The organism is Bartonella acomydis (assembly GCF_039543025.1).
GTDB classification, from domain to species: Bacteria; Pseudomonadota; Alphaproteobacteria; order Rhizobiales; family Rhizobiaceae; genus Bartonella; species Bartonella acomydis.
The window spans coordinates 71,896-93,666 of sequence record NZ_BAABIY010000020.1 but is presented as its reverse complement, the minus strand read 5'-3'; the positions used below and the strand labels follow the sequence as shown (position 1 = coordinate 93,666).

The window sequence follows — 21,771 nt, the reverse complement described above, 5'->3', positions numbered from 1 at the left end:
ACTACTCTTAAATTCAAAATTTTTCAAGTTGTTTATAAGAAAAGCATTTCACCATTTATTTCTTTATAAAGCTAAGATAGGCAGGTATTCGTCCCTCACGTAGAGCTTTTGCTTCATAGCGCGTACTTATCCATAGCGGATAAGGCGTTTTCCAATCCTTAGGGTTTTCTGCCTCCCACTCAAAATGATGATGTTGTGCACAATGATAGAGGGTCCAGTTTACATAACTGTCTATATCGCTGGTAAAACGAAATTTTTTTCCTGTTTTAAGAACACGAGCAAAACGGTTCAGATTTTTTATATTGATGAAACGTCGTTTCCAATGTTTTTTTTTGGGCCATGGATCAGGATAGAAAAGATCTATACCATCAAGTGAAGCATCTGGAAGCCAATCAAGAAGGATTGTTGCATCATTATCATAAAGGCGAAGTTGGTTTTGATATTGTTTATGTTGTTCAAGAGACAGTAATATTTTTGCCATACCATTGGTAAAGGGCTCAATGCCAATAAAACCAGTTTGTGGAAGATATTCCATTTCATGCAATAAATGTTCACCACCACCAAAACCAATTTCAAGTCGAACTTCTTTTACTGTACTAGGAAATAAGGATATGAAATCTAAGGGGGCAGGATTATTTAAATCAATATGAAGAGTTGGAAGCAGCATTTTCATACGTGCAAGCTGACTGTCTCGCAGTCGTTTTCCTTGTCGGCGACCAAAAAAAGCTTCACACCTACATGTATTATAGTCATTCATGGCATTTTAATCATTGTTTGAAGTGTTGGAACAAGATCCGTTTTTTCCCATGAAAATGAACCGTCAGGTTTTGGTGTGCGTCCAAAATGACCATAAGCAGCTGTTTTTGTATAAATAGGTTTATTGAGGTTAAGATGTTTTCGAATGCCAGTCGGTGAAAGATCCATGATTTTGCGGATAGTTTTTTCAAGAATTTTTTCATCAACCTTTCCTGTTCCATGGAGATTCAAATAAATGGATAAGGGTTGTGCAATACCAATTGCATAGGAGATTTGAATGGTGCATCGTTCTGCTAAATCAGCTGCAACAATATTCTTAGCTAGATAACGTGCAGCATAGGCTGCGGAACGATCAACTTTTGTTGTATCTTTTCCTGAAAAGGCTCCTCCGCCATGAGGTGCAGCGCCTCCATAAGTGTCAACGATAATTTTACGTCCTGTCAATCCAGCATCGCTTTGAGGACCACCGATGACAAATTTTCCTGTTGGGTTAATATACCAACGACATTGGGTAGAAATGGGAATATCATGTAAAGCTTGACGAATATAAGGCTCAACCACTGTACGGACTTTATCCGAATTCCAATTTTCATCTAAATGTTGTGTTGAAAGAACGATGGACGTTACCTCTATAGGTTTTCCATCTTTATACCGTATTGTTATTTGGCTTTTTGCATCCGGTCCCAATTTTCCAGTTTCTCCTTCTCCTTTATGGCGGGCTGCAGCAAGAAGTTTGAGAATTTTATGAGCATAATAAATAGGAGCTGGCATAAGATCTGGTGTTTCACGACAAGCATATCCAAACATGATTCCCTGATCACCTGCTCCTTCTTCACCATGTCGATCCGTAGCATTATCAACACCGCGTGCAATATCTGTTGATTGAGGACGTAAAAGAACATCAATTTTAACAGTTTTCCAATGGAAGCCTACCTGTTCATAACCAATTGCGCGAATAGCATGACGCGCTACTGCACGAAAACGCGCAGGATTAATGAGTAAACAGCCAGTTTCATCGTAGATAAATTCTTTATTTTTATCTCTTTTTAAGAGTGTATCAGGAACACGTACTTCACCAGCAATAACAACACGATTCACACTCACAAGAGTTTCACATGCGACCCGTACCAACCATGGATCTGTACCTGTTTTTTGTGCTTCTTTATAGACCATATCAACGATTTCATCGGAAATACGATCGCAAATCTTATCAGGATGTCCCTCAGATACCGACTCACTCGTAAAAAAATAATCTTGATGAGGCATAGGAACTCCTTCAAAAAGAAAACCAATAGGTTATTAATTGTCTGTTAAAGCTGGTCCTATTTGCCAACCTCATGACAAATCGTCAATGCTCAATTTATAAACTTCATGGAGAGAAAATACGTAACCTTTATTTTACATTTTGTTTGTCATATTCTTCTTCAGACAATGCTTTTGCCAAGTCAATGATTTTTCTACGCACTTTAGCATCAGAGATATTTGTAAAAGCACGCATTAATTGTATACCTTCATTACTGGAGCAAAAGTCTATAAAATCATTATCGCTTTCAGTAAATCCTTCTACGTGCTGTGTCTGGAGACCTTTATCAAAAAAATAAGAAACAGGAACATCCATAATTTCTGCAATTGCTTGAAGACGGCTTGCTCCAATACGATTTGTACCTTTTTCATATTTTTGAATTTGCTGGAAGGTAACACCTAATTTTTCACCTAGTTTTTCTTGGGTCAATCCTAAAATATTACGACGTAAACGAATACGGGTTCCAACATAGATGTCTATAGGATCGGGTTTTTTTCTAGTCTCGGCCATAATGCAACTCTTTAATTTCCAGCACTTTGCTTCTAAACCAACAAAAGATTTCTCTAAGGCTGGTTTATCATATAATTAAAATAATATGTAACAATTTTTCCCAATATTACTGGCATACACAATGTAATACCGTATATGGGCATTTGAATCATTTAAGATGTTTTGTAGAACCAAAACCGATGCGGCACAATAGCATAAGAATAAATAAGATGAAAGTAGAGAATATTCTATATTCATTGCTTCCTATAGGGGGAATGGGTGATGGAATTGGTGAATCAATAATGCCAATAGCATTTTGCTGGAGAGCTACAATGATTCGCCCATAAGAATCAATAACAGCTGATATCCCATTATTGGCGGCTCGTATGAGGGGGATTCCCAGTTCAACGGCACGAAGCTGTGCTTGTTGAAGATGTTGATATGGACCAGGGGTTATACCAAACCATGCATCATTTGTAATATTAATGATTGCTTGAGGAAAGGAACCTTTAAAAGTCATTTCATTGGGAAATATGATTTCATAACAAATCAATGGAAGATAAGAAAATCCATTTGGCATTGTGACAATTTTGCGCACACTTGCAGCACTATATCCACCTATATTATCGGCAAGGATATGTAATCCAATTTTTTCCAATAAATTTTGATAAGGGAGATATTCACCAAAAGGAACCAAGTGTAGTTTATCAGAGGTGTTTAAAATATTACCTTTATTGTTAATGACGGCAATTGTATTAAAATATTGTACTTGTTCATGAAAGGGATCACCACTGGTACGTATAGCACCAAGAATAGCCCATTGTTTGGGTTTTAGAAGAGAAGCAATACGCATTGTGGTTGTAGAGTTATCATAGAGAAGATAAGGAATGGATGCTTCTGGCCATATGATAAAGTCAGGCTCTCTATTGTGGTCTGCTGTTGGCGTTGCACTCAAACGCATATGAGTCTCAAATATAGCTTCTCGTGTTGTATTATTAAGTTTTATATTTTGCTGTATAGAAGGTTGAACAATACGCACCCAATAACGACTTTTTTGATCATCAGTTATGTTTTCTGCAGTATTGAGACGGTAAAATCCAAAACCACTGTGAATAAGTATAAGCGATAAGCAAAGAACAAGTGCGCTTTTCTTTTTTTCATTCGTTAATAAAACAGCGGGTAAACTATAGGCTAAGACAGTAAGAATATTCATTCCATAAAGCCCCACGATTGCATCCGATTGCATAAGCATAGGGGTTGGCATAGCTGTATAGCCAAGGGCATTCCATGGAAAGCCTGTGAAAAGGTGGGCGCGCAACCATTCTGCTAATCCTAGTGCAAAGGCTAGAACAAAAAAGCGTGCTATTCCTTTAGTCCATAGCAAACCAACAAGAAATCCAGCAAAAAACCAATAAAGAGCAAGGTAGAGAGGAGGCCCCAAAATAGCAAAGGGCACTGCCCAACCAAAAGAAATAGGATTTGCGAATAGAGCTTTGCATAGCCACCAAAGACTACAAATAAAATAACTGAAACCAAAATTTCCACAGCTAAAAGCGTAAGTCAGAAAGCGCTTTTTAATGTTTTGGATGGTACTTATTGTGTCAAGCAAAACAACAAAGATGGGGAAAGTTAAAAAGCACAGAGGTGTCAAATAGAAGGGTGGAAGTGCAAAAGACGTAAATGCACCACATAAAAATACCCATGCTTGCCGTTTCCAACTGGTAAGAGAAGATAAGAAAATTATGAAATTGCTTAAAAACATTTGACTATTTTTCAGAAAGAGCATTTTTCTCAAAATTCTCATTTTTTGGAATACGAAAAATACGCAATCGCTTAATCCGGCGTTTATCAGCTTCTAAAATACGAAATTGATAACCAGGAACTGCTTCAACAACTTCACCTTTTGCAGGAATGCGGTCAAGGATGGAGACAATCAAGCCACCAATGGTATCAACTTCGTCACCATATTCTCCGATGATAAAATCAGGACCAAGAGCTTTTTCCACATCTTCTAGTTCGGTTCTTGCGTCCACAAGCCATTTATTATTGGGTTCGCGCACGATAGCATTATCGACATGATCATGTTCATCTTCGATATCACCAACGACTAATTCGACAATATCTTCCATTGAAACGAGACCGTCTGTACCTCCATGTTCATCGATAACCAAAGCCATTTGTGTTCGTGTGATTTGCATACGGGTTAATAATTTGCTTGCCGGCATGGAACTAGGAACAAAAAGAACAGCACGAATCAAATCTAATTCACCGATTGGAGTGTGTAAATACGTATGGTTTAACTGAAGAAAATCAGATTTTTGCTCAGTTTTGGTTGAGTTGATAATAAAGCGAGTCATATAGTTAAGGATATCTCGGATATGGATCATACCCCGTGGATCATCTAGAGTTTCAGCATAAACAGGTACGCGAGAATGGCCAATTTTTGCAAAACATTGAAGAGCTTCCCCAAGTGGGGTGTTTATTTCCAACGCTTCGATTTCAGAACGTGGAATCATAACATCATCAACGCGTGCTTCACGCAAGCGTAAGATATTATGCAGCATCGTGCGTTCTTCAGGTGAGAAGGGAGCCGTATCCTTTTCGTTGTCAATTTTAAGGGCAACGGTAAGATCATCGCGCAGAGATGTAGAATTACGACCACGTAAAAACGAAAATAAATGATTCATTAGAGAATATTTTTCCGTATGATTTGCTTGTTGTAAGGAATGTTCTTCAATATGAGAAGATGTTTGACGGTTATTTGGTGCATTTATTTTGTTTGCCATGATTTTGAAATCTTCAAACTTTCTTTTTAGAGGCATAAGAGATTTTAAATTGTATGATGTTGATTTTCATTTAAAAAGTTGATTTTTATCATTTTCAAATTCACTATAAGGGTCTTTTATAGAAAGCTTTTGAAGAATTTCTTTTTCAAGTTTTTCCATTTGGTAAGCTTCATTATCTGTTTCATGATTATAGCCAAGAAGGTGAAGAACACCATGAACAATCATATGTGTCAAATGATCCTGAAATAATTTTCCCTCACTCTTTGCTTCAAGTAAAACAGTTTCTCGCGCAATAATAATATCACCAAGCATAGGTCCTGGAGTCTGCCCAACTTTAAGTGAAAAAGCAGGAAAGGACAATACATTGGTGGGTTTGTTTTTACCACGCCATTGCGCATTAATTTGTGCCATATATTTGTCATTGGTAAAAAGCAGGCTAATTTCACTGACAACATTTTCGAATGAAAGGTGATGCATTGTCGTTTTTAATGCTTTTTCAGTGATATTATACAGTATTTGTTCATCATCCCACCCAGAACTGTCGATATTTATATCAATAGTAATCATGACAAATTGAACTCACTTTTTTGACGAAGTACTTGAAGATGGCATTTCTTTAATTTGTGGAGCAGAATCCTCATCATAAGCACGGACGATAGCAGCCACAAGAGGATGGCGCACAACATCTTTTTCATCAAAACGAATAATTGCAACATTTTCTATGTGTGAGAGAATGCGAATTGCTTCGTTTAAACCTGATTTTTGTCCGCTCGGTAAATCAATTTGGCTTACATCCCCTGTGATGATCATACGTGCTCCTTCGCCAAGACGGGTGAGGAACATTTTCATTTGCATAGGCGTGGTATTTTGTGCCTCATCAAGAATAACAGCTGCATGGGTAAGGGTTCGCCCGCGCATAAAAGCAAGGGGAGCAATTTCTATGACACCAGAAGCCAAGATACGCTCTATTTTTTCGACAGGGATCATATCATAAAGGGCGTCATAAAGTGGACGTAAATAGGGGTCGACTTTTTCTTTTAGATCTCCTGGAAGAAAGCCAAGATGCTCTCCAGCCTCAACGGCAGGACGTGAAAGGATAATGCGCTCAATAATTCCACGCTCTAGAAGCACGACAGCATGCGCAACAGCAAGATATGTTTTGCCTGTTCCTGCGGGGCCTACACAAAAAACAAGTTCACTATGGTCCATTGCACATATATAAGCATCTTGTGTTGGTGTCCTAGCATGGATGACTTTTTGATGGGTATTTAATCGTGCGGGGATACGTTTTTTTGCAGGTTGGGTTGTTGTTAGGCCTTCTTGCTGTTCTTGTAGTAAATTCGCCATGGCAATTGCTCCTTTTGTATCTGATAAAGTGAGCTCTTGATGTGTTTTAGCGCGTTCATAAAGCTGCTGTAAAACGTATTGTGCTTGTTGTATAGCAGCAATATTTCCACGGATTAAAACCTCATTACCGCGCGGATGAATGCTAAGTCCGAGTTTTTGTTCGATATAGATAAGATTTTCATCAAGTTTACCAAAAACGGCTTTAGCATATTTATTATTTTCAAAAATGAAAACAACTTGATGATCATCTGATGCCCTTGCTTTTCCCAAGGTACGAGTATTTTCAGGGGAAGCATTTATTTTTTCTTTAACGCGTTTTACTTTTTCGGTTGAAGCTTTCAACCTATTCTCCCATATCTATTATAAATTTGTATACTTTCTTCAATAAACTTTATAAAAGATGATTTATCTTTCATAGAGTATAAGTTTTAGATGTAATCATTTTCTTCAAAAATAAAAGAGCTTTCCTAAATCTTTGTTGTAAATAAGGCATTCAAGATATTAAACATTTGCTATTTCACCAACAAAACTATTTGAACTTGCATTTTTAATATAAGTTGTCACCATACAGCCTGTAGAAGCATCTGTATCCATGACAACAGGTAAAAGCCAAGGTGAGCGCCCTACCATTTGTCCTGAGTGACGTCCGGCCTTTTCAATAAGAACATCGGTTGTTTGTCCAATTTTAGAACGCAAAAATGCATTTTGTTGTTCAAGGAGAAGAACTTGTAAATGTTGGAGCCTAGCATCTTTTACAGTTTCATCAACATGATTTTTCATTGTTGCCCCCACTGTTCCAGGGCGAGGTGAATATTTAAAAGAATAGGCAGAACTGTATTGCACTTGTTTAATAAGTTTAATGGTTTTTTCAAAGTCTTCATCTGTTTCTCCCGGAAATCCTACAATAAAATCGCCTGAAAAAGCAATGTCTGGACGTGCATTGCGGATTTTTTCGATAAGCTGAAGATAATGAATAGTTTTATGTTGGCGATTCATGGCTTTTAAAATGCGATCTGAACCAGATTGAACAGGCAAATGTAGGTAAGGCATCAATATGTCCAGATCTCGATGTGCAGCAATAAGGCTTGCATCCATATCTCGTGGGTGACTCGTTGTGTAACGCAGACGCTTTAAACCATCCAGTTTGGCAAGATGGTAGAGAAGATCACCAAGACGCCAGATTTTACCATCCGCACTTTGTCCATGCCAACCATTTACATTTTGTCCAAGCAACGTAATTTCTTTGACACCCGCTTCAATAAGTTGACGCGCTTCTTCAGTAATTTGCTCGACAGATCGTGATATTTCTGCACCGCGTGTGTAAGGGACAACACAAAAAGTACAAAATTTATCACAGCCTTCTTGCACTGTTAGAAATGCACTCACTCCCCTTTTTCTTACAGCACGTTTATTATGAGGTGGTAAATGAGCAAATTTATCTTCGACAGCATAGTCTGTTTCGATAATTTTTTTTCCTTTTTTCGCTTTTTCTAACAAATCTGGTAAGCGATGATACATTTGCGGACCAATGACAAAATCTACTATTGGAGCACGGCGTAAGATTTCATTCCCCTCAGCTTGCGCAACGCAACCAGTTACACCGACCATCAAGGGTTTATCGGGAGTCCGTTCTTGACGCATCACGCGCAAGCGACCAAGATCAGAATAAAGTTTTTCTGCTGCTTTTTCACGAATATGACAGGTATTAACAAGAATAAGGTCTGCGTCATTTGGTGTTTGTGTCGTAATATAACCTTGTGTACTGAGACTATCAGTCATTCGTTGGCTATCATAAACGTTCATTTGACATCCATAGGTTTTAATAAAAACCTTTTTAAGATTAACAGGGGGGGTATTTTTAGGATTTGCTTTATTCATAGCCTATGTCTAAATGTTTTTGATATAAATCTCAATCTGTTTGCTTAAAAGTTTTTTGCATAATGATTGCATCTCCTCGGCTATTATTTGATTGGTAATAAGCAAGGCGTTTAGCAATTTTTTGAAATTCAAAACGATGATAAAGCTTCAAAGCAGAAAGATTTGTTTCTTCTACTTCTAGGAAAAGTTTAAGAGCACGTTTATGGTGTAGATGGTGAAGTGTGCTATTGATAAGTAAGGTGCCAATTCCTTGTCGATGAAAATGCGGGTGAACAGCAATTGTAATAATTTCTGCTTCATCAAGAATGAGACGGCAGAGGCAAAAACCTAAAATTTGCTCAGGTTGAGCAATGAGGGAAGTTTTGTATCCGAAAATAGAGTGATCTGTTAAGAAATTATCAAAGGTTTGTTTTTCCCAAGCAGAAACAAAGCAGTGTTGATGAATTTGATGAAGAGAAGCACTATCATCAATTTGTAGCGGAGCAATCTCAAAATGATTTTTTTTCAATGAAAATTCGGACATACTTTTTTTCGTGGTAAAGCAAAATCAGTTTGTTGTTTTGCATCAGCATTACGTAAATAGAGTGGGCAGGGAGGGCTTTGGGATTGTTTTTTTGCTGCAAGATAGGCATAATTCACAATGTCTGCCGTCTCACAAAGAAGTTTGTCTAGGATAATTTTTTTGTTTATCTGATTATTTTTTACATGTAGCGCTATGATATCAGCTGCTGGACCGGTCAATTTTGTTTGTTGCGGTAAATCTTCGATAATATCTTCAATTGTTTTTAATCCTGGTACTCCCAAAGGTGTGAGATCTTTATTAAAGTTTTGATAGTAAAACATGCCTTTTCCTGCTTCAATGACAACGGTGATTGTTGATGCAGTATTTTTATTGGTTGTTGTCTGTGCTGCTAAAGCTTCGAGGGCACTTACTCCAACAGCGGGTATTTCAAGTGCTAATGCTAAAGCGCGTGCTGTTGAAACTCCCACGCGCAGACCAGTAAATGATCCTGGCCCAATATTAACAGCAATACGATCAACTTGATTAAGGGTCATATTGGCCTGTGTCATTATTTGTGCAATGTGCCCAATAAGTTTTTCAGCATGTCCTTTGTTCATGCGTTCGCTTATGCGTGCAAGGACAGATTTATGATGAATGAGTGCAACGGCACAATAAATTGAAGCAGTATCTATGGCAAGGATAAGCATAAAAATATTTTAGTTAAATAAGATGATAAACAAAAGGTCTGCTGTGTTTTTTATTTTGTTAGTTTTTTTGCAAAATTTTAAAAAAATTATGAATACCAATAAGCAACAATATCTTTTTTTGATATAGTCGATACTGATTTGATCGTCAATTGCATCTATCGTAGCATATCCTAAGCAAAAGCTAATAGAAAGAGAAAAGCTATAAAATCATTTATTATTCCTAATAAAAACATATTTTGTAAAAATTCGATTTTCTATCTAAAAGGATAGGCCAGTTTTGGGTATTTTTAACTTGGTTTCATAAAAAAACCCCAATACTGATGAGCTTTTGGGATAATTTATATGATATTAAGAAAAGTCAAAATATTTGAGAACGCATATTTTAAAATGTTATATGATTTAAATCATTCAATTGTATCATGATAAGGCTACAAACACTGAGGATAAATATGGAGCAAATTGAAGCCAGAATGACGCGCCATCCCGCTTTCTTTAATGATCGGATATCAACACCTAAACCTAATGCTGCCATTGAAATGACAGTGAACAACTGAGCAATAAATTTGATAGGGACAAGGGTTGTTTCAGGAATAAGTCCACTTGAGCGCATTAACATCATAAAAATAAAGGCAATAATAAACCATGGAATGAAAGTATGCAAGCGAAAGCGTGTTTGTGCTGATCGATGATAAATGAGTGATAGAGCAAAAATAACAGGACCCAACATGAGAACGCGGACCAATTTAACAACAGTTGCAATTTGAGTACTTACAAAAGAAATAGATGCGGTTGCTGCTAAAACCTGTGGTACGGCATAAACCATCATACCGGCAAGTATACCGTATTGGCTAAATGACAAATTCAAAAAGAGGTATAAAAAAGGGAGAAGTAAAATAATCATGACTCCTAAAAGAGCAGTAAAAGCAATTGAAGCAGCGACTTCTTCGTGTTTTGCTTTAATGATGGGAGCAACAGCAACGATAGCGGAATTGCCACAAATAGCGTTTCCGCAAGCAACCAGCATTGCCAAATGTGAAGAAAGTCCTAAAATTCGGCCGATAAAAAAGCTCATAAGAATTGTTATGAATATAACGAATACAATGCTAGCAAGCAAATACCAACCGGCTGAAAAAACCGCATGTACGCTAATGCTCGCTCCTAGAAGCATGATAGCAAATTCAAGAAGTGTTTTTGCACAAAAAGCTATACCTTTTTGAAAATATGTTGGTAAAGTAAAACAACTACGGGTGATGGATCCTAAGAGAATTGCCAAAACAAGACTTTCAAGCCATGCTTGCCCAAAAAGCTGCTGTTCTAAGACTTCTAAACCGTATGCTAAGATTGATATGAGTAAACATGCAATGATACCAGGACCAAAGTCGTTTAAAAGTGAGAGATTTTTTTTTATCATTTTAATATTTCCTCCATAACAAAGAAATGATAGAAAACAAAAAGGGTTAACAGAAAAAAGAAAAAAGTTTTAAAGATTTGTTCTCGCCTGTAACGCTGCGGCTAAAGTTCCATCATCAAGATAATCAAGTTCACCTCCTACAGGCACTCCGTGAGCGAGTCGGGTAACTTTAACTGAGAAATTGGCAAGTTGATCGGTGATATAATGCGCTGTTGTTTGTCCCTCAACAGTAGCATTGACAGCGAGAATAATTTCCGTGATAGAATTTTGTACAACACGCTGTATTAAGGGGGCGATATTGAGTTCATCAGGACCTATTCCATCTAAGGGAGAGAGTCGTCCACCCAATACATGGTAATGTGCGGCTAAAGTTTTTGCGCGCTCAAGTGCCCACAGATCAGCAATATCTTCGACAACAATAATTGTTGTATTATCGCGGCGTGGATCAGTACAGATCGAACAAGGATCAATTGTATCTACATTCCCACAAACAGAACAAATGCAAACTTTGTCTATAGCAACTTGTATTGCCGCTCCTAAAGGCTCCAGCAATGTTTCTTTTTTTTTGATAAGGTGAAGTGCAGCACGACGAGCAGAACGTGGACCAAGACCTGGTAACCGTGCCAGAAGCTGAATGAGATGCTCAATCTCAGGTCCTGCAATGTATTTAGACATATTCTCATCCCACAAGATTAAATAAAATCTGCCTCATTAGAATGGGAGTTTAAAACCTGAGGGGAGTGGTAATCCTGCTGTTATGCTTTTGGTTTTTTCTTCTATAGCGATGTCAATTTTTGCTCTGGCATCATTATAAGCTGCCATGATTAAATCTTCAAGGATTTCAGTCTCCTCAGGTGTGAGTAATGAAGGATCAATGTGAAGCGCTGTAATAATATTTTTTCCGTTTAAGGTGACACTAACAAGACCACCACCTGCCGTACCAATGACTTCTAATTTCGCCAGTTCTTCTTGAACTTTCTGCATTTTTTCTTGCATTTCTTTGGCTTTTTTCATCATGCTCATCATATCACGCATAGAAATAGGTATCCTTATTCATCATGAGTTTCACTTTCATTTTTAAAAGTTTCTGTACTTTTAAAACTATTGGGGAGTAAATCAAGTTCGTTTTCTTGTTTATTTAGGCGAATGTCGACAATTTTTGCTTCTGGAAAATGGTTGAGTATTTTTGCGATATCCGGATCTGTTTCGGCATTGGAAAAAAGTGTTTTTTGAATAGCTATACTTTCTTCCTGCAGGGTTGGTCCCCCTCCCTCATTAACAAAGGTGATAGTCCAGCGTTTTTTAGTCCATTGAAAAAGCATTTTTTCTATGTCACGAGCAAGAGAATGTGGAGCATCTTTAGAAAGTCTTAAGGTAATATGCTCAGGTTTAAAAGAAACAGGATGAACAAATTCTTTAACAAGTATTTTAAAATGGAGATCGTTATGCTGTTCAGCTAGTTTAACAATATCGTGTAAGGAATTGATAACGGTGGTTTGCAATTCATTAATTTCTGTTGCGCTTTTTGTGGAGGGATGTGATGAATTTGCAAGTTTTTCAGAAATTTCAACGGGTACAGAATTTTCAAGAATTTGAATTTCAGCTGAATTTTTTTCTTGCAAGGAGTGGTTAAATTGTGTTCCAAGTGTCTTTAAATCTGATTGGTTGGCTGGTGTGTTTAGAGTAGTTGAGGAAGAATGGGCATATACACCTGTTGTTGTATTATGTGCATTTGTAGATTCTTGACGAGAAGAATTTGGAACGATTGTGAGAGGCGTTTTTTCTTGGATAAGTTTTTTTAAAGCTTCATCAAGAGTGGGGAGATCAGCTGTGTGTGCAAGACGAATGAGTAACATTTCTGCGGCTTGCAGTGGATGGGCTGTCTGATTCACTTCCTGTAAACCTTTGAGTAACATTTGCCAGCTTCGGGATAAAACAGGGACGGAAAGTTTTTGTGAAAAATTTAAGCTTCTTAAACGTTCATCTTCAGTAAGCGAAAGGTCTTCGGCTATTTCTGGAGTAAAACGCAGACGTGTTACCAGATGATTGAAATCGGCTAATTCTGTTAATATAGTAAGAGGATCAGCGCCAGCATCATATTGGCTGCGCAATTCATGTAAGGCATTTACAACATTACCTTTCATGATAAATTCAAAAAGATCAATGATACGTGCTTGATCAGCCAATCCTAGCATGTCGCGCACTGTAATGGCACTGACATTTCCATTGCTGTGAGCAATTGCTTGATCAAAGATAGATAAAGCATCACGTACAGAGCCTTCTGCAGCACGGGCAATCAGAGAGAGCGCTTGATCTTCCACTTCTACTTTTTCATATTTTGCAATTTGGCGCAGATGTGTGCTCAAAACTTTTGATTCAATACGGTGCAAATCAAAACGCTGACAACGTGAAAGAATTGTAATAGGAACTTTGCGGATTTCTGTCGTTGCAAAAATAAATTTTACATGTGCGGGTGGTTCTTCAAGTGTTTTCAAGAGACCGTTAAATGCTTGCGTTGAGAGCATATGTACTTCATCAATAATATAAACTTTATAGCGAGCAGAAACAGGACGGTAACGTATTTTTTCAATAATTTCACGAATATCATCAATACCTGTATGTGAAGCTGCATCCATTTCTATAACATCGATATGGCGTCCCTCAATGATTTGAGTGCAATGTTCACCAAGTGTTTTCAATACGGTTGTTGGTTGGTCAATATCCTTTGTTTTGTAGTTGAGTGCACGTGCTAAAATACGTGCTGTTGTGGTTTTACCTACTCCACGAATTCCTGTTAGCATCCACGCTTGAGCAATACGACCTGTTTCAAAGGCGTTTGTGAGAGTACGTACCATGGCCTCTTGACCAATGAGGTCAGAGAAATTTTGAGGCCGATATTTGCGAGCAAGAACACGATAGGCTGTCTCTACCGGCATATTTTCTATTAATGATTCCACTTTGGAGCTCTTATGCGTACAGTTCGATAACACGAAGGCACAAATTAACACCTTAATCTATTATAAAAGGATCTTTTCTCAATCAAATTATTTTTTAAAAATAAGAGGACAATTTTCTTAAAAACAGCAAAAAATCTCTTATTTCTTTATACACAATGCTGCTTTGAAAATTGTAGACACTTCACGGAAAAATAACCAAAATGTAATCTATACAGCAACATAGGAGGTTGGCAAAATGACCCGTACAAAAACCCGTTGGGGCTGCTTCTTTCCAGACCTGACCCAGTTGGCGAGCAGTTCGTCCACAACCAACCTCCCAAATTCATATTGTAGATTTAAAATGAAAAATCAAGCTAAGAAACAAAAAATATGACACGAACAACCAAGAATTTTTCCTTTGAGTTTAATTTTTGTATGATAAACAGCAAAAAGTAATGGAGATTTAAATTTTCAGGAACAGCTCCTGTTATTGATTTACCATGAACAAAACTTTTTTATTACGTAAGCATAAAACTCAACTTCTCAAAAACCGAGCGTTAATAATTTATGACGCTCGATTTCGAAAAAAGCTTATTTCAGTATTTCCATACATTAACGCAAAGCCAAGATATTGTTTGAAATATTATTAATAATCCCCTGTATCACAGTCTATCCCAGTAATTTTTTTCTTAGTAATATTTTTAAAAGTATAATGTCCCGATGAAGGGAAACTTATATGGAGGGATTTTACATCTTTGAGCGTAAAGATCTTATGTTCTTTATCATGTGTTATTTTCTTTTCATCATCTGCAACAATTTTTAATTTTTCTAAGTCAGCAGGAGACGAGTATGATAAAGTAAAAGATGCTTTTTTGGGTTTAAATGCTTTACAAGCATATTCAACACCTTGCTGTACTGTATCGGACGTACCAATTATAGCAGTTTCATTTGGTGCAAAATTCCATTTTTTCTCGCCAAATCCAGCAAATGCAGCACTGGAGTAAACAAGAATATTGGCAACGAGTAATCCTTGAGTGCAGATTTTTTTCATTGTTTTTCCCTTTATCCTAAAAATAATATTGATCATAAATCAGTTTTCATAAATATAAAAGATCAAATTTCATTGTAAAAAGCAGGGTTAAACTATATTTTAACTTTATAAAATCATTTTACGCGCTGCTTAAAGCTAAAATAATTGAAAGCATTATTATTGGCTATACTCTGATAATAATTTTAAACCATTATATATATGCTTTTCTTTTGTAGATTGACAGTCATACCTTTAAAATAAGCTGTTATAAGTAGTATATCTTCTCAAAGAGCTTTTTATATCAAAAAATAGAATGATAAAAGAAATTTCACTTTGGTGCTGATATGTTTTGTCTGTATTGAATTTATGTCCTTGTATATGTAATTCGTAGAAGAATATTATCTGGGTAATTGAAATTGTTTTATTAAATCAATTTATTTTTTTCAGCATTCACTATGAAGCTTGTTAGCAAAAGAGGACTCTTTTTTCAAGGCAAGTTGCACTATGGAATTTTCAGAATATTCTTCAATATTTATAAAAATGATATAATTTAATGGTTTTTTTATACAGGTGTTCGATCGTTTTGAGCTGGATAAATGCCGATAATGCGAAGTTCAGCAGAAAAAAAAGAGAGTTCTTCTAGAGCAAGCTTCATCATGGGATCTTCAGGATGCCCTTCGATATCAACAAAAAATTGTGTTGCATTAAAATTTCCACCAATTTGGTAGCTTTCTAACTTTGTCATATTGATACCGTTTGTAGCAAATCCTCCTAAAGCTTTATAAAGAGCAGCTGGCACATTACGCACGCGAAAAAGAAGGCTTGTGATGATTTTTTCGCCATTTTGAGGGATAGGCACGTGCCGTTGAGAACGCGAGAGAATGACAAAACGTGTGATGTTATGAGGGTTATCTTCAACATTTTTTTCAAGAATATCAAGGCCATAGAGTTCTGCTGCGATCAGAGGAGCTAAAGCTGCTTGTGAACGTTTTGCATTTTCTTTAATAAATTTTGCAGCTCCAGCGGTATCAGGTGAAATCACAGGAATCCAGCCATTGTTTCGGATGATTTTTCGGCATTGTGCAAGGGCATGCGTGTGGCTGTGAACAGTTTTAATTTCATCATGCCTAACGCCGGGTAAAACCATGAGTTGAAAATGAATAGGTAAAAAATATTCATCAATAATGTAAAGGGATGATTGCGGTAAAAGATGATGAATATCCGCAACGCGGCCAGCAAGAGTATTTTCAATAGGAATCATAGCAAGATCAGCTTGCCCACTTTCCACTAAATTCAGTGCCTCTTCAAAAGTTACAGAAGGAACAGCTTCCATATTGGGAAACATATGAGTACAAGCAATATGGGAATTGGCGCCATATTCTCCTTGAAAAGAAATTTTATTGGTTTTTTTAAGTGTTTTCATGCTAAAATCTTGCGAACTCTTTCAAGATCACGTTGTGTATCTACTCCTAAGGGAATTGTATCGATTATCTCTACATCGATACGCATATTATGCTCTAATGCACGTAATTGTTCAAGTTTTTCACGTTGTTCGAGGGAAGAGGGTTTGAATGCCACAAATTGTTCAAGTGCTTTGCGTCGATAGGCATATATTCCAACATGATGGTAAAGAGGACCATCTCCATAGGGCGCTGTTGTGCGGGTAAAATAAAGGGCACGAAAACGATTTTGAGAAAGTGGTGTACCAATAATTTTGACGACATTGGGATCTCTCTTTTCTTTTTCATCAATGATTTTGGCACCCAAAGTTGCAATATCAGTAGAGTTATTTTCCAAAGGGCGTAAAGCACTGATAATTTCATGAGGTGTTATTGTTGGCAGATCACCTTGTACATTTAAAATGGTATTGTAGCGTTGTTCAGGATCAATACGCGTTAAAGCTTCATAAATCCGATCAGAACCAGATTTATGATCGCCACATGTTATGATACACTCATGCCCATAAGTTGTAACGGCTTTGGCGATTTCATGGTGATCTGTTGCCACGAGAACGCGTCCTATCACGGTTTTTTTTGCTTGTTCAGCAACATGAACAATCATTGGCTTTCCAGCAATCTGAGCGAGAGCTTTTTGAGGCAGACGCGTTGAGTCCATACGAGCGGGAATCAGAATAATCGGTTCAAGAGTCATAGCAAAGTTCCAAATGCCGTGTGTAAAGCATTTATCATGTTGTATGTTATAAAGAAAAAGCTTAAATTAAAAGTGATAATGAAAAGATAATAAACGTTTAAGTTTTTATGAAACGCTCAACAGTTGTCTATTTTGCTTTTTCTTGTATATGTGTGTTGATGAGTGTAGTGGGAATTTCTACACTCAGTGATATAATTTATGATCATTCTCCATCGGTTCAACATTCTCATACAGTTATAAGGAATGATGCATTCAGGGAAAAACAGAAAGCATCTGATATTTCTTTGTCCTTAAACGATCGTCTTCAACAAGGCAATCTTGAAAAGGGACGTAAACTCTTTCGCCAATGTGCCATATGCCATACCTCTGGACGCAATGAATCCGGTCGTGTTGGTCCAGTACTTTGGGATATAGTGAACCGTCCTTTGGCAGCGGCACCAGACTTTGCTTATTCACGGGTGTTACGTGCAAATTCTGATCAAAAATGGGATTTTATAAATTTGGATCGCTATCTGCAATCACCACGTAAAGCATTTCCAGGGACAATTATGTCATTCCGTGGGATAAAGAATGATCAAGATCGTGCTGATCTTTTACTTTATTTACGCAGTTTATCTGATCATCCTGTTCCTTTGCTAATAGATAATAAAGAAGGCGAACTAAACTAAATTATACCATAGATGTTTTTTTTAGAAAAAGATGTGATTGGTTTTGAGATTTTTATTTGTAATTTGGGTTTAAATGTATTTTTTAATCTATCCATTATCTTTTTGCATAATTGAATCTGCTACATAACACAAAATCCTGTAAGTATTTATCCCGAGCGTGTTGGTTTATCATTGGGAGAGGGGCGTTTTTTATTATAAGAAATATTCCAATAAAGCTTTAAGATTTATGCAGTTAGTTATGCTTAGAGAAGCGATTTAATTTTTTCATAAGCATAGTTTTCATTTTCAAGAGTAGGAGTGTCTTACTAAAAATTTATTCTGTAAAGAGCGTAAGATATATTGAATTCAATGTCATTTAAAGATTGTGCATTGTTAAGAAAAGTTTCATCTGTATTTCTTATTTTCTCTTGTTGGTAATTTAGTAATCAAGCAAAACATGCCTATGCTAGCATTAAATTAAAATTATCTGATCAAAATTGAAAAATACAAATATCAGGCAAAGTTTCATTTGAAAATCAAATTGATGTTATTTCCATATAGTAAGCAATATCAAAGAGGTAGAGAGACAGAATAAATACTTTTCTGGCACACCATTTGAATTTTGTTAAAGTTAGCTAAATAAGCACTATAGAAAATAAAGCTTAACAAGAACAAGCTTCATTTATTTTCTGAATGCAAAAGAGAATTCTCATATGTATGAGATATTTTCTAAGAGGTTTCATGAATATTGTATAAAAATATATTGAAAATAATAATTCTTGACATATCCCTCCCGCTGTCATATCCCTCCCGCTGTCATATCCCTCCCGCTGTCATATGATTGGCAAGTAACAGAAACGATAGAAATAAAGGGGAGAGGGTATTATGGATCATATCTTTTGTAACTAATAAATAATTTGTAGAATACTCTTCCCTGAGATGATTTTTCAGGGAAGAGTTTATTTTTGTGAATAAATGTGGGGGAGGGAGAGCGTATGAAACAGCAATATGTTTTGGGAAAATACACCCGTGTTATTGTTCGTGAAGAAGATGCCATTTTTGGGGCAGGCTCAAAACAATTTGTTATCAATGAGAGAAAATACTGGGAAAATTTGGTACTTCTCGCAGCACAGTGGATTGAGAAAAAGACGCTAGAAGAAGCTTACAATTCTCTATCGTCAATCATGTTAAGAGAAGACTTTAATTACGCATTTGACTTTCTTTTTTCTAACCACTTTCTTGTTTTGGCTGAGACATCGGACAACATCTTCAAGAATCGATATTCAAGAAATCATCTCCACTATCAAAGTTATGGTGTGAATCCAGAATCCGTTCAATATACCCTTTCTCAAAAAAGAGTGGTCATTTTAGGGTGTGGCGGGATTGGTAATCATGTATCAGCAATACTCGCGTCCTCTGGTGTGGGAAAATTAATTCTTGTCGACAATGATGTGATCGAAATGAGTAACCTTACCAGACAAATTCTTTTTACTGAACAAGACGTTGGACTTCCCAAAACAACTGTTCTTCGGCGTGAGTTGTTACAGAGAAACAGTGAGAGTAAAGTGACAGAGTTACAAATGTCAATTATGGACAAAACGGATATAAACAAATTGCCCAAAGCTGATTTATGGGTCATTTCTGCGGATACACCTGATCAGTTGATGCTCTGGGTAAATGAATGGTGTGTAAAAAATCAACAAGCTTATATAAATTCCGGCTATGTCAATGATATAGCTGCGTTTGGACCTTTTTACATACCGGGAAAAACTGGCTGCTATGCATGTGGTTCATCCATAGGAAATCTTCCCCCAAAAAGCAATAGTTTAATCTATGAGGCTTGCATTGCTATTAATAATAATTTTAAAGTTGCAACATTTCCTCCCGTGAATGCTCTTTCCGCTGCCATGTGTGCTAACGATGCTCTTAAATTTTTGGGTAATTATGGTGATCTTCTTTCCACGGATCGTCGTGTGGGAATATGGAGTAGCAAGCTTTTCACAGAAGAGCGTTCTCTAAAAAAGAATCCTCATTGCAAAGTCTGTGGAACAAAATAATGAACAGGTCTCGAATACTTGCTGTAACCTACGGATCTTATCACGCGGTACGGATGTTAATTGGTGTTTATCATGCCATTTTTCTCATGTCTATGGGGGTTACTCTATCTCAATTAGCTTTACTTCAAGTCGCCTTTTCAGTAACCGTTTTGCTTCTTGATTTTCCTTGTGCTGTTTTAGCTGACAGATATCGGCGTAAAAATTCAGTCATGGTTGGAGTTTTTATGACGGAATTGTTTTATCTTCTCTGTCTTCACGCTCCTAATATGATAGCGCTTATCATTGCACAAATCCTCTATGCAGCAGGAATTTGCCTCATTGCCAGTGCCATTGATGGATGGATTTATCATTCTCTCGGTCATCAACAAGATCGTTTTTCGCATTATGCACATCTCGCTCACCAGATAAACTCTTTCGGTAGTATTATCAGTGGTATCATAGGAATTGCAACGATCTATTATTCTGGGCAATATTTCATGGGCTATATTATCTCAGGTACCATGATGGGAATAATTTTCTTTATATTCCTTATTGTTCCTGAAGAAAAAACATCTATAGGTGAAGGGCTAAAAACAAAAAATATTCTGCAAAATGCTAAGGAAACGCTTTGGGTATTTAAAAACACTGTAGGTGGAGCATGGTTTATTTTGCTGATGTGCCTTTTTAGCGCTGGCATTCAAGTTATTTATCACTTCTGGCAGCCAATAATACTCTCTGGAGGAAAGATTGGTCACCTCAACACTTCGCAAATGTTGGCACTCATGTTCTGTCATATAGGAGCTTTCTCAGCTCAATATTTTTCTAATTTACTCATGTCGAAATATCACGTACTTGATAAAAAATATAAGGATTATATGAAATATTTTTCATTTTTCTCTGCTTTTATGTGTATTGCTCTTTATTTTTTTGTCCATAACAATCAAACTGCTATAGCAATTATTGCATTTTCTTTAATTCATGGATTTATTTGCACTGTACCGATAGGAGCAAAAAGTCTCTTTTTTTCAGAGCTTACTCAAAAACAAACAGGGCATATTTCCGGCATTATCGGTGCTGTATCTTTTAGTGGAAGAATATTTTCGATTGCGGTATTAAGCATCATTTCTTTTTTGCCTGCAAAAGTTTCACCGTCTTACTATCTTGTACTACCCACTTTAACTTTTTTCATGTGTGGCTTGGTTACTATCAGGTGGATGTCGCTCTCTGGTAAATCTGTTTTGAAAAAAACTATATAACAAATATATTTGATAAAACGATTGCTTTTGAAGTTTTATAGATCATGAAAATGAGCAGGGCTTGTTTTACTAATAAAGTAGGAAAATCTGCTTTCAGAAAGCTTTTCTATCTTATAAATTACTGCATTAAGCGCATTGAAATAATACAGAACTTTGTACGACTAAATCTGGTTTATTGCACCAAACACAGTTTTTAAGATTTTTTTGAAAAACTGCAACTTTGTTTTTATTTGGGCGTGTAGAAAAAAGAGTTTTATCAGAAGTCATAAGGATTATGAAAAAGATAAAATCATTGATATATTGAAACTTTACATGGGCTGATAGTTTTTTCTCGCTACGTTATTCCCATGATTTTTCTGATGGACAAAGACAATGAATTGCTCTTGGCACGTGCAATCATTCTTAAGCTGCACTTTAATGGTGTTTGATGAAACAACGCTTTCTTTTGATGTAAGTATACAGGCACAAATTATTAATCTTTTGTATCGTCTACAATAAAAATATCATTTAGGTTATCTTTTTATGAGTCATCATTT

At 36.6% G+C, this 21,771-nt stretch carries 20 protein-coding genes and 1 other RNA gene; 3 read left to right on the top strand and 18 right to left on the bottom strand.

The genetic code is table 11. The features are described 5' to 3' along the window. Nucleotides 1-55: 55 nt before the first annotated feature. The 18 genes from ABD909_RS04715 to ABD909_RS04630 form a co-directional block, all read right to left on the bottom strand. Entirely contained in the window at nt 56-757 is a 702-nt protein-coding gene (locus ABD909_RS04715; protein WP_345096811.1) for a tRNA (guanine(46)-N(7))-methyltransferase TrmB, read from the bottom strand. Continuing rightward, on the bottom strand, nt 754-2,022 hold the full coding sequence (gene metK, locus ABD909_RS04710; protein WP_345096810.1) for a methionine adenosyltransferase: 1,269 nt from the start codon (nt 2,020-2,022) through the stop codon (nt 754-756). The genes ABD909_RS04715 and metK overlap by 4 nt, the downstream gene beginning before the upstream one ends. Before the next feature lie 127 nt (nt 2,023-2,149). Further along, nucleotides 2,150-2,569 carry a helix-turn-helix domain-containing protein gene (locus ABD909_RS04705; protein ID WP_345096809.1) on the bottom strand — a complete coding sequence of 140 codons (420 nt, stop codon included), beginning with the start codon at nt 2,567-2,569 and terminating at the stop codon, nt 2,150-2,152. A 148-nt stretch (nt 2,570-2,717) separates the two neighbouring features. Further along, nucleotides 2,718-4,352 carry an apolipoprotein N-acyltransferase gene (gene lnt, locus ABD909_RS04700; RefSeq protein ID WP_345096808.1) on the bottom strand — a complete coding sequence of 545 codons (1,635 nt, stop codon included), beginning with the start codon at nt 4,350-4,352 and terminating at the stop codon, nt 2,718-2,720. Next, nucleotides 4,315-5,334, bottom strand: a complete 1,020-nt coding sequence (locus ABD909_RS04695; RefSeq protein WP_345096807.1) for a hemolysin family protein — start codon at nt 5,332-5,334, stop codon at nt 4,315-4,317. The genes lnt and ABD909_RS04695 overlap by 38 nt, the downstream gene beginning before the upstream one ends. A gap of 66 nt (nt 5,335-5,400) precedes the next feature. Next, a complete protein-coding gene (ybeY, locus tag ABD909_RS04690) occupies nt 5,401-5,901 on the bottom strand; it encodes an rRNA maturation RNase YbeY (protein ID WP_345096806.1) in 501 nt (166 codons plus the stop codon). Between the two features lie 12 nt (nt 5,902-5,913). Then, on the bottom strand, nt 5,914-7,023 hold the full coding sequence (locus ABD909_RS04685) for a PhoH family protein (RefSeq protein WP_345096805.1): 1,110 nt from the start codon (nt 7,021-7,023) through the stop codon (nt 5,914-5,916). Nucleotides 7,024-7,182: 159 nt separating this feature from the next. Beyond that, nucleotides 7,183-8,559, bottom strand: coding sequence for a tRNA (N6-isopentenyl adenosine(37)-C2)-methylthiotransferase MiaB (gene miaB, locus ABD909_RS04680; RefSeq protein ID WP_345096804.1), 1,377 nt, complete (start codon nt 8,557-8,559; stop codon nt 7,183-7,185). A 31-nt stretch (nt 8,560-8,590) separates the two neighbouring features. Beyond that, the gene (gene rimI, locus ABD909_RS04675; RefSeq protein ID WP_345096803.1) at nt 8,591-9,082 is read right to left on the bottom strand and encodes a ribosomal protein S18-alanine N-acetyltransferase; all 492 of its coding nucleotides are present in this window, start codon (nt 9,080-9,082) and stop codon (nt 8,591-8,593) included. Further along, entirely contained in the window at nt 9,064-9,768 is a 705-nt protein-coding gene (gene tsaB / locus ABD909_RS04670) for a tRNA (adenosine(37)-N6)-threonylcarbamoyltransferase complex dimerization subunit type 1 TsaB (protein ID WP_345096802.1), read from the bottom strand. Before tsaB ends, rimI begins: the two co-directional genes overlap by 19 nt. Nucleotides 9,769-10,150: 382 nt before the next feature. After that, on the bottom strand, nt 10,151-11,179 hold the full coding sequence (locus ABD909_RS04665) for a YeiH family protein (RefSeq protein ID WP_345096801.1): 1,029 nt from the start codon (nt 11,177-11,179) through the stop codon (nt 10,151-10,153). 69 nt (nt 11,180-11,248) lie between these two features. Next, entirely contained in the window at nt 11,249-11,854 is a 606-nt protein-coding gene (gene recR / locus ABD909_RS04660; protein ID WP_345096800.1) for a recombination mediator RecR, read from the bottom strand. 36 nt (nt 11,855-11,890) lie between these two features. Continuing rightward, entirely contained in the window at nt 11,891-12,214 is a 324-nt protein-coding gene (locus tag ABD909_RS04655; RefSeq protein WP_345096799.1) for a YbaB/EbfC family nucleoid-associated protein, read from the bottom strand. Nucleotides 12,215-12,228: 14 nt separating this feature from the next. Beyond that, a complete protein-coding gene (locus tag ABD909_RS04650) occupies nt 12,229-14,124 on the bottom strand; it encodes a DNA polymerase III subunit gamma/tau (protein WP_425547943.1) in 1,896 nt (631 codons plus the stop codon). 231 nt (nt 14,125-14,355) lie between these two features. After that, nucleotides 14,356-14,453, bottom strand: an RNA gene (ffs, locus tag ABD909_RS04645) — signal recognition particle sRNA small type. 308 nt (nt 14,454-14,761) lie between these two features. Then, nucleotides 14,762-15,166, bottom strand: coding sequence for a hypothetical protein (locus ABD909_RS04640; RefSeq protein WP_345096797.1), 405 nt, complete (start codon nt 15,164-15,166; stop codon nt 14,762-14,764). A gap of 541 nt (nt 15,167-15,707) precedes the next feature. Further along, the gene (locus ABD909_RS04635) at nt 15,708-16,568 is read right to left on the bottom strand and encodes a prephenate dehydratase (RefSeq protein WP_345096796.1); all 861 of its coding nucleotides are present in this window, start codon (nt 16,566-16,568) and stop codon (nt 15,708-15,710) included. After that, the gene (locus ABD909_RS04630) at nt 16,565-17,296 is read right to left on the bottom strand and encodes a 3-deoxy-manno-octulosonate cytidylyltransferase (protein WP_345096794.1); all 732 of its coding nucleotides are present in this window, start codon (nt 17,294-17,296) and stop codon (nt 16,565-16,567) included. The genes ABD909_RS04635 and ABD909_RS04630 overlap by 4 nt, the downstream gene beginning before the upstream one ends. 107 nt (nt 17,297-17,403) lie before the next feature. On the opposite strand from ABD909_RS04630, the gene ABD909_RS04625 reads away from it, so the two are divergent. The 3 genes from ABD909_RS04625 to ABD909_RS04615 all read left to right on the top strand — a co-directional run bounded on the left by ABD909_RS04625 (nt 17,404) and on the right by ABD909_RS04615 (nt 21,235). Next, the gene (locus tag ABD909_RS04625) at nt 17,404-17,964 is read left to right on the top strand and encodes a c-type cytochrome (protein ID WP_345096793.1); all 561 of its coding nucleotides are present in this window, start codon (nt 17,404-17,406) and stop codon (nt 17,962-17,964) included. A 974-nt stretch (nt 17,965-18,938) separates the two neighbouring features. After that, nucleotides 18,939-20,000, top strand: a complete 1,062-nt coding sequence (locus ABD909_RS04620; protein WP_345096792.1) for a HesA/MoeB/ThiF family protein — start codon at nt 18,939-18,941, stop codon at nt 19,998-20,000. After that, complete coding sequence (locus tag ABD909_RS04615) at nt 20,000-21,235, top strand: MFS transporter (protein ID WP_345096791.1); 1,236 nt, start codon at nt 20,000-20,002, stop codon at nt 21,233-21,235. Before ABD909_RS04620 ends, ABD909_RS04615 begins: the two co-directional genes overlap by 1 nt. Nucleotides 21,236-21,771: the final 536 nt, after the last annotated feature.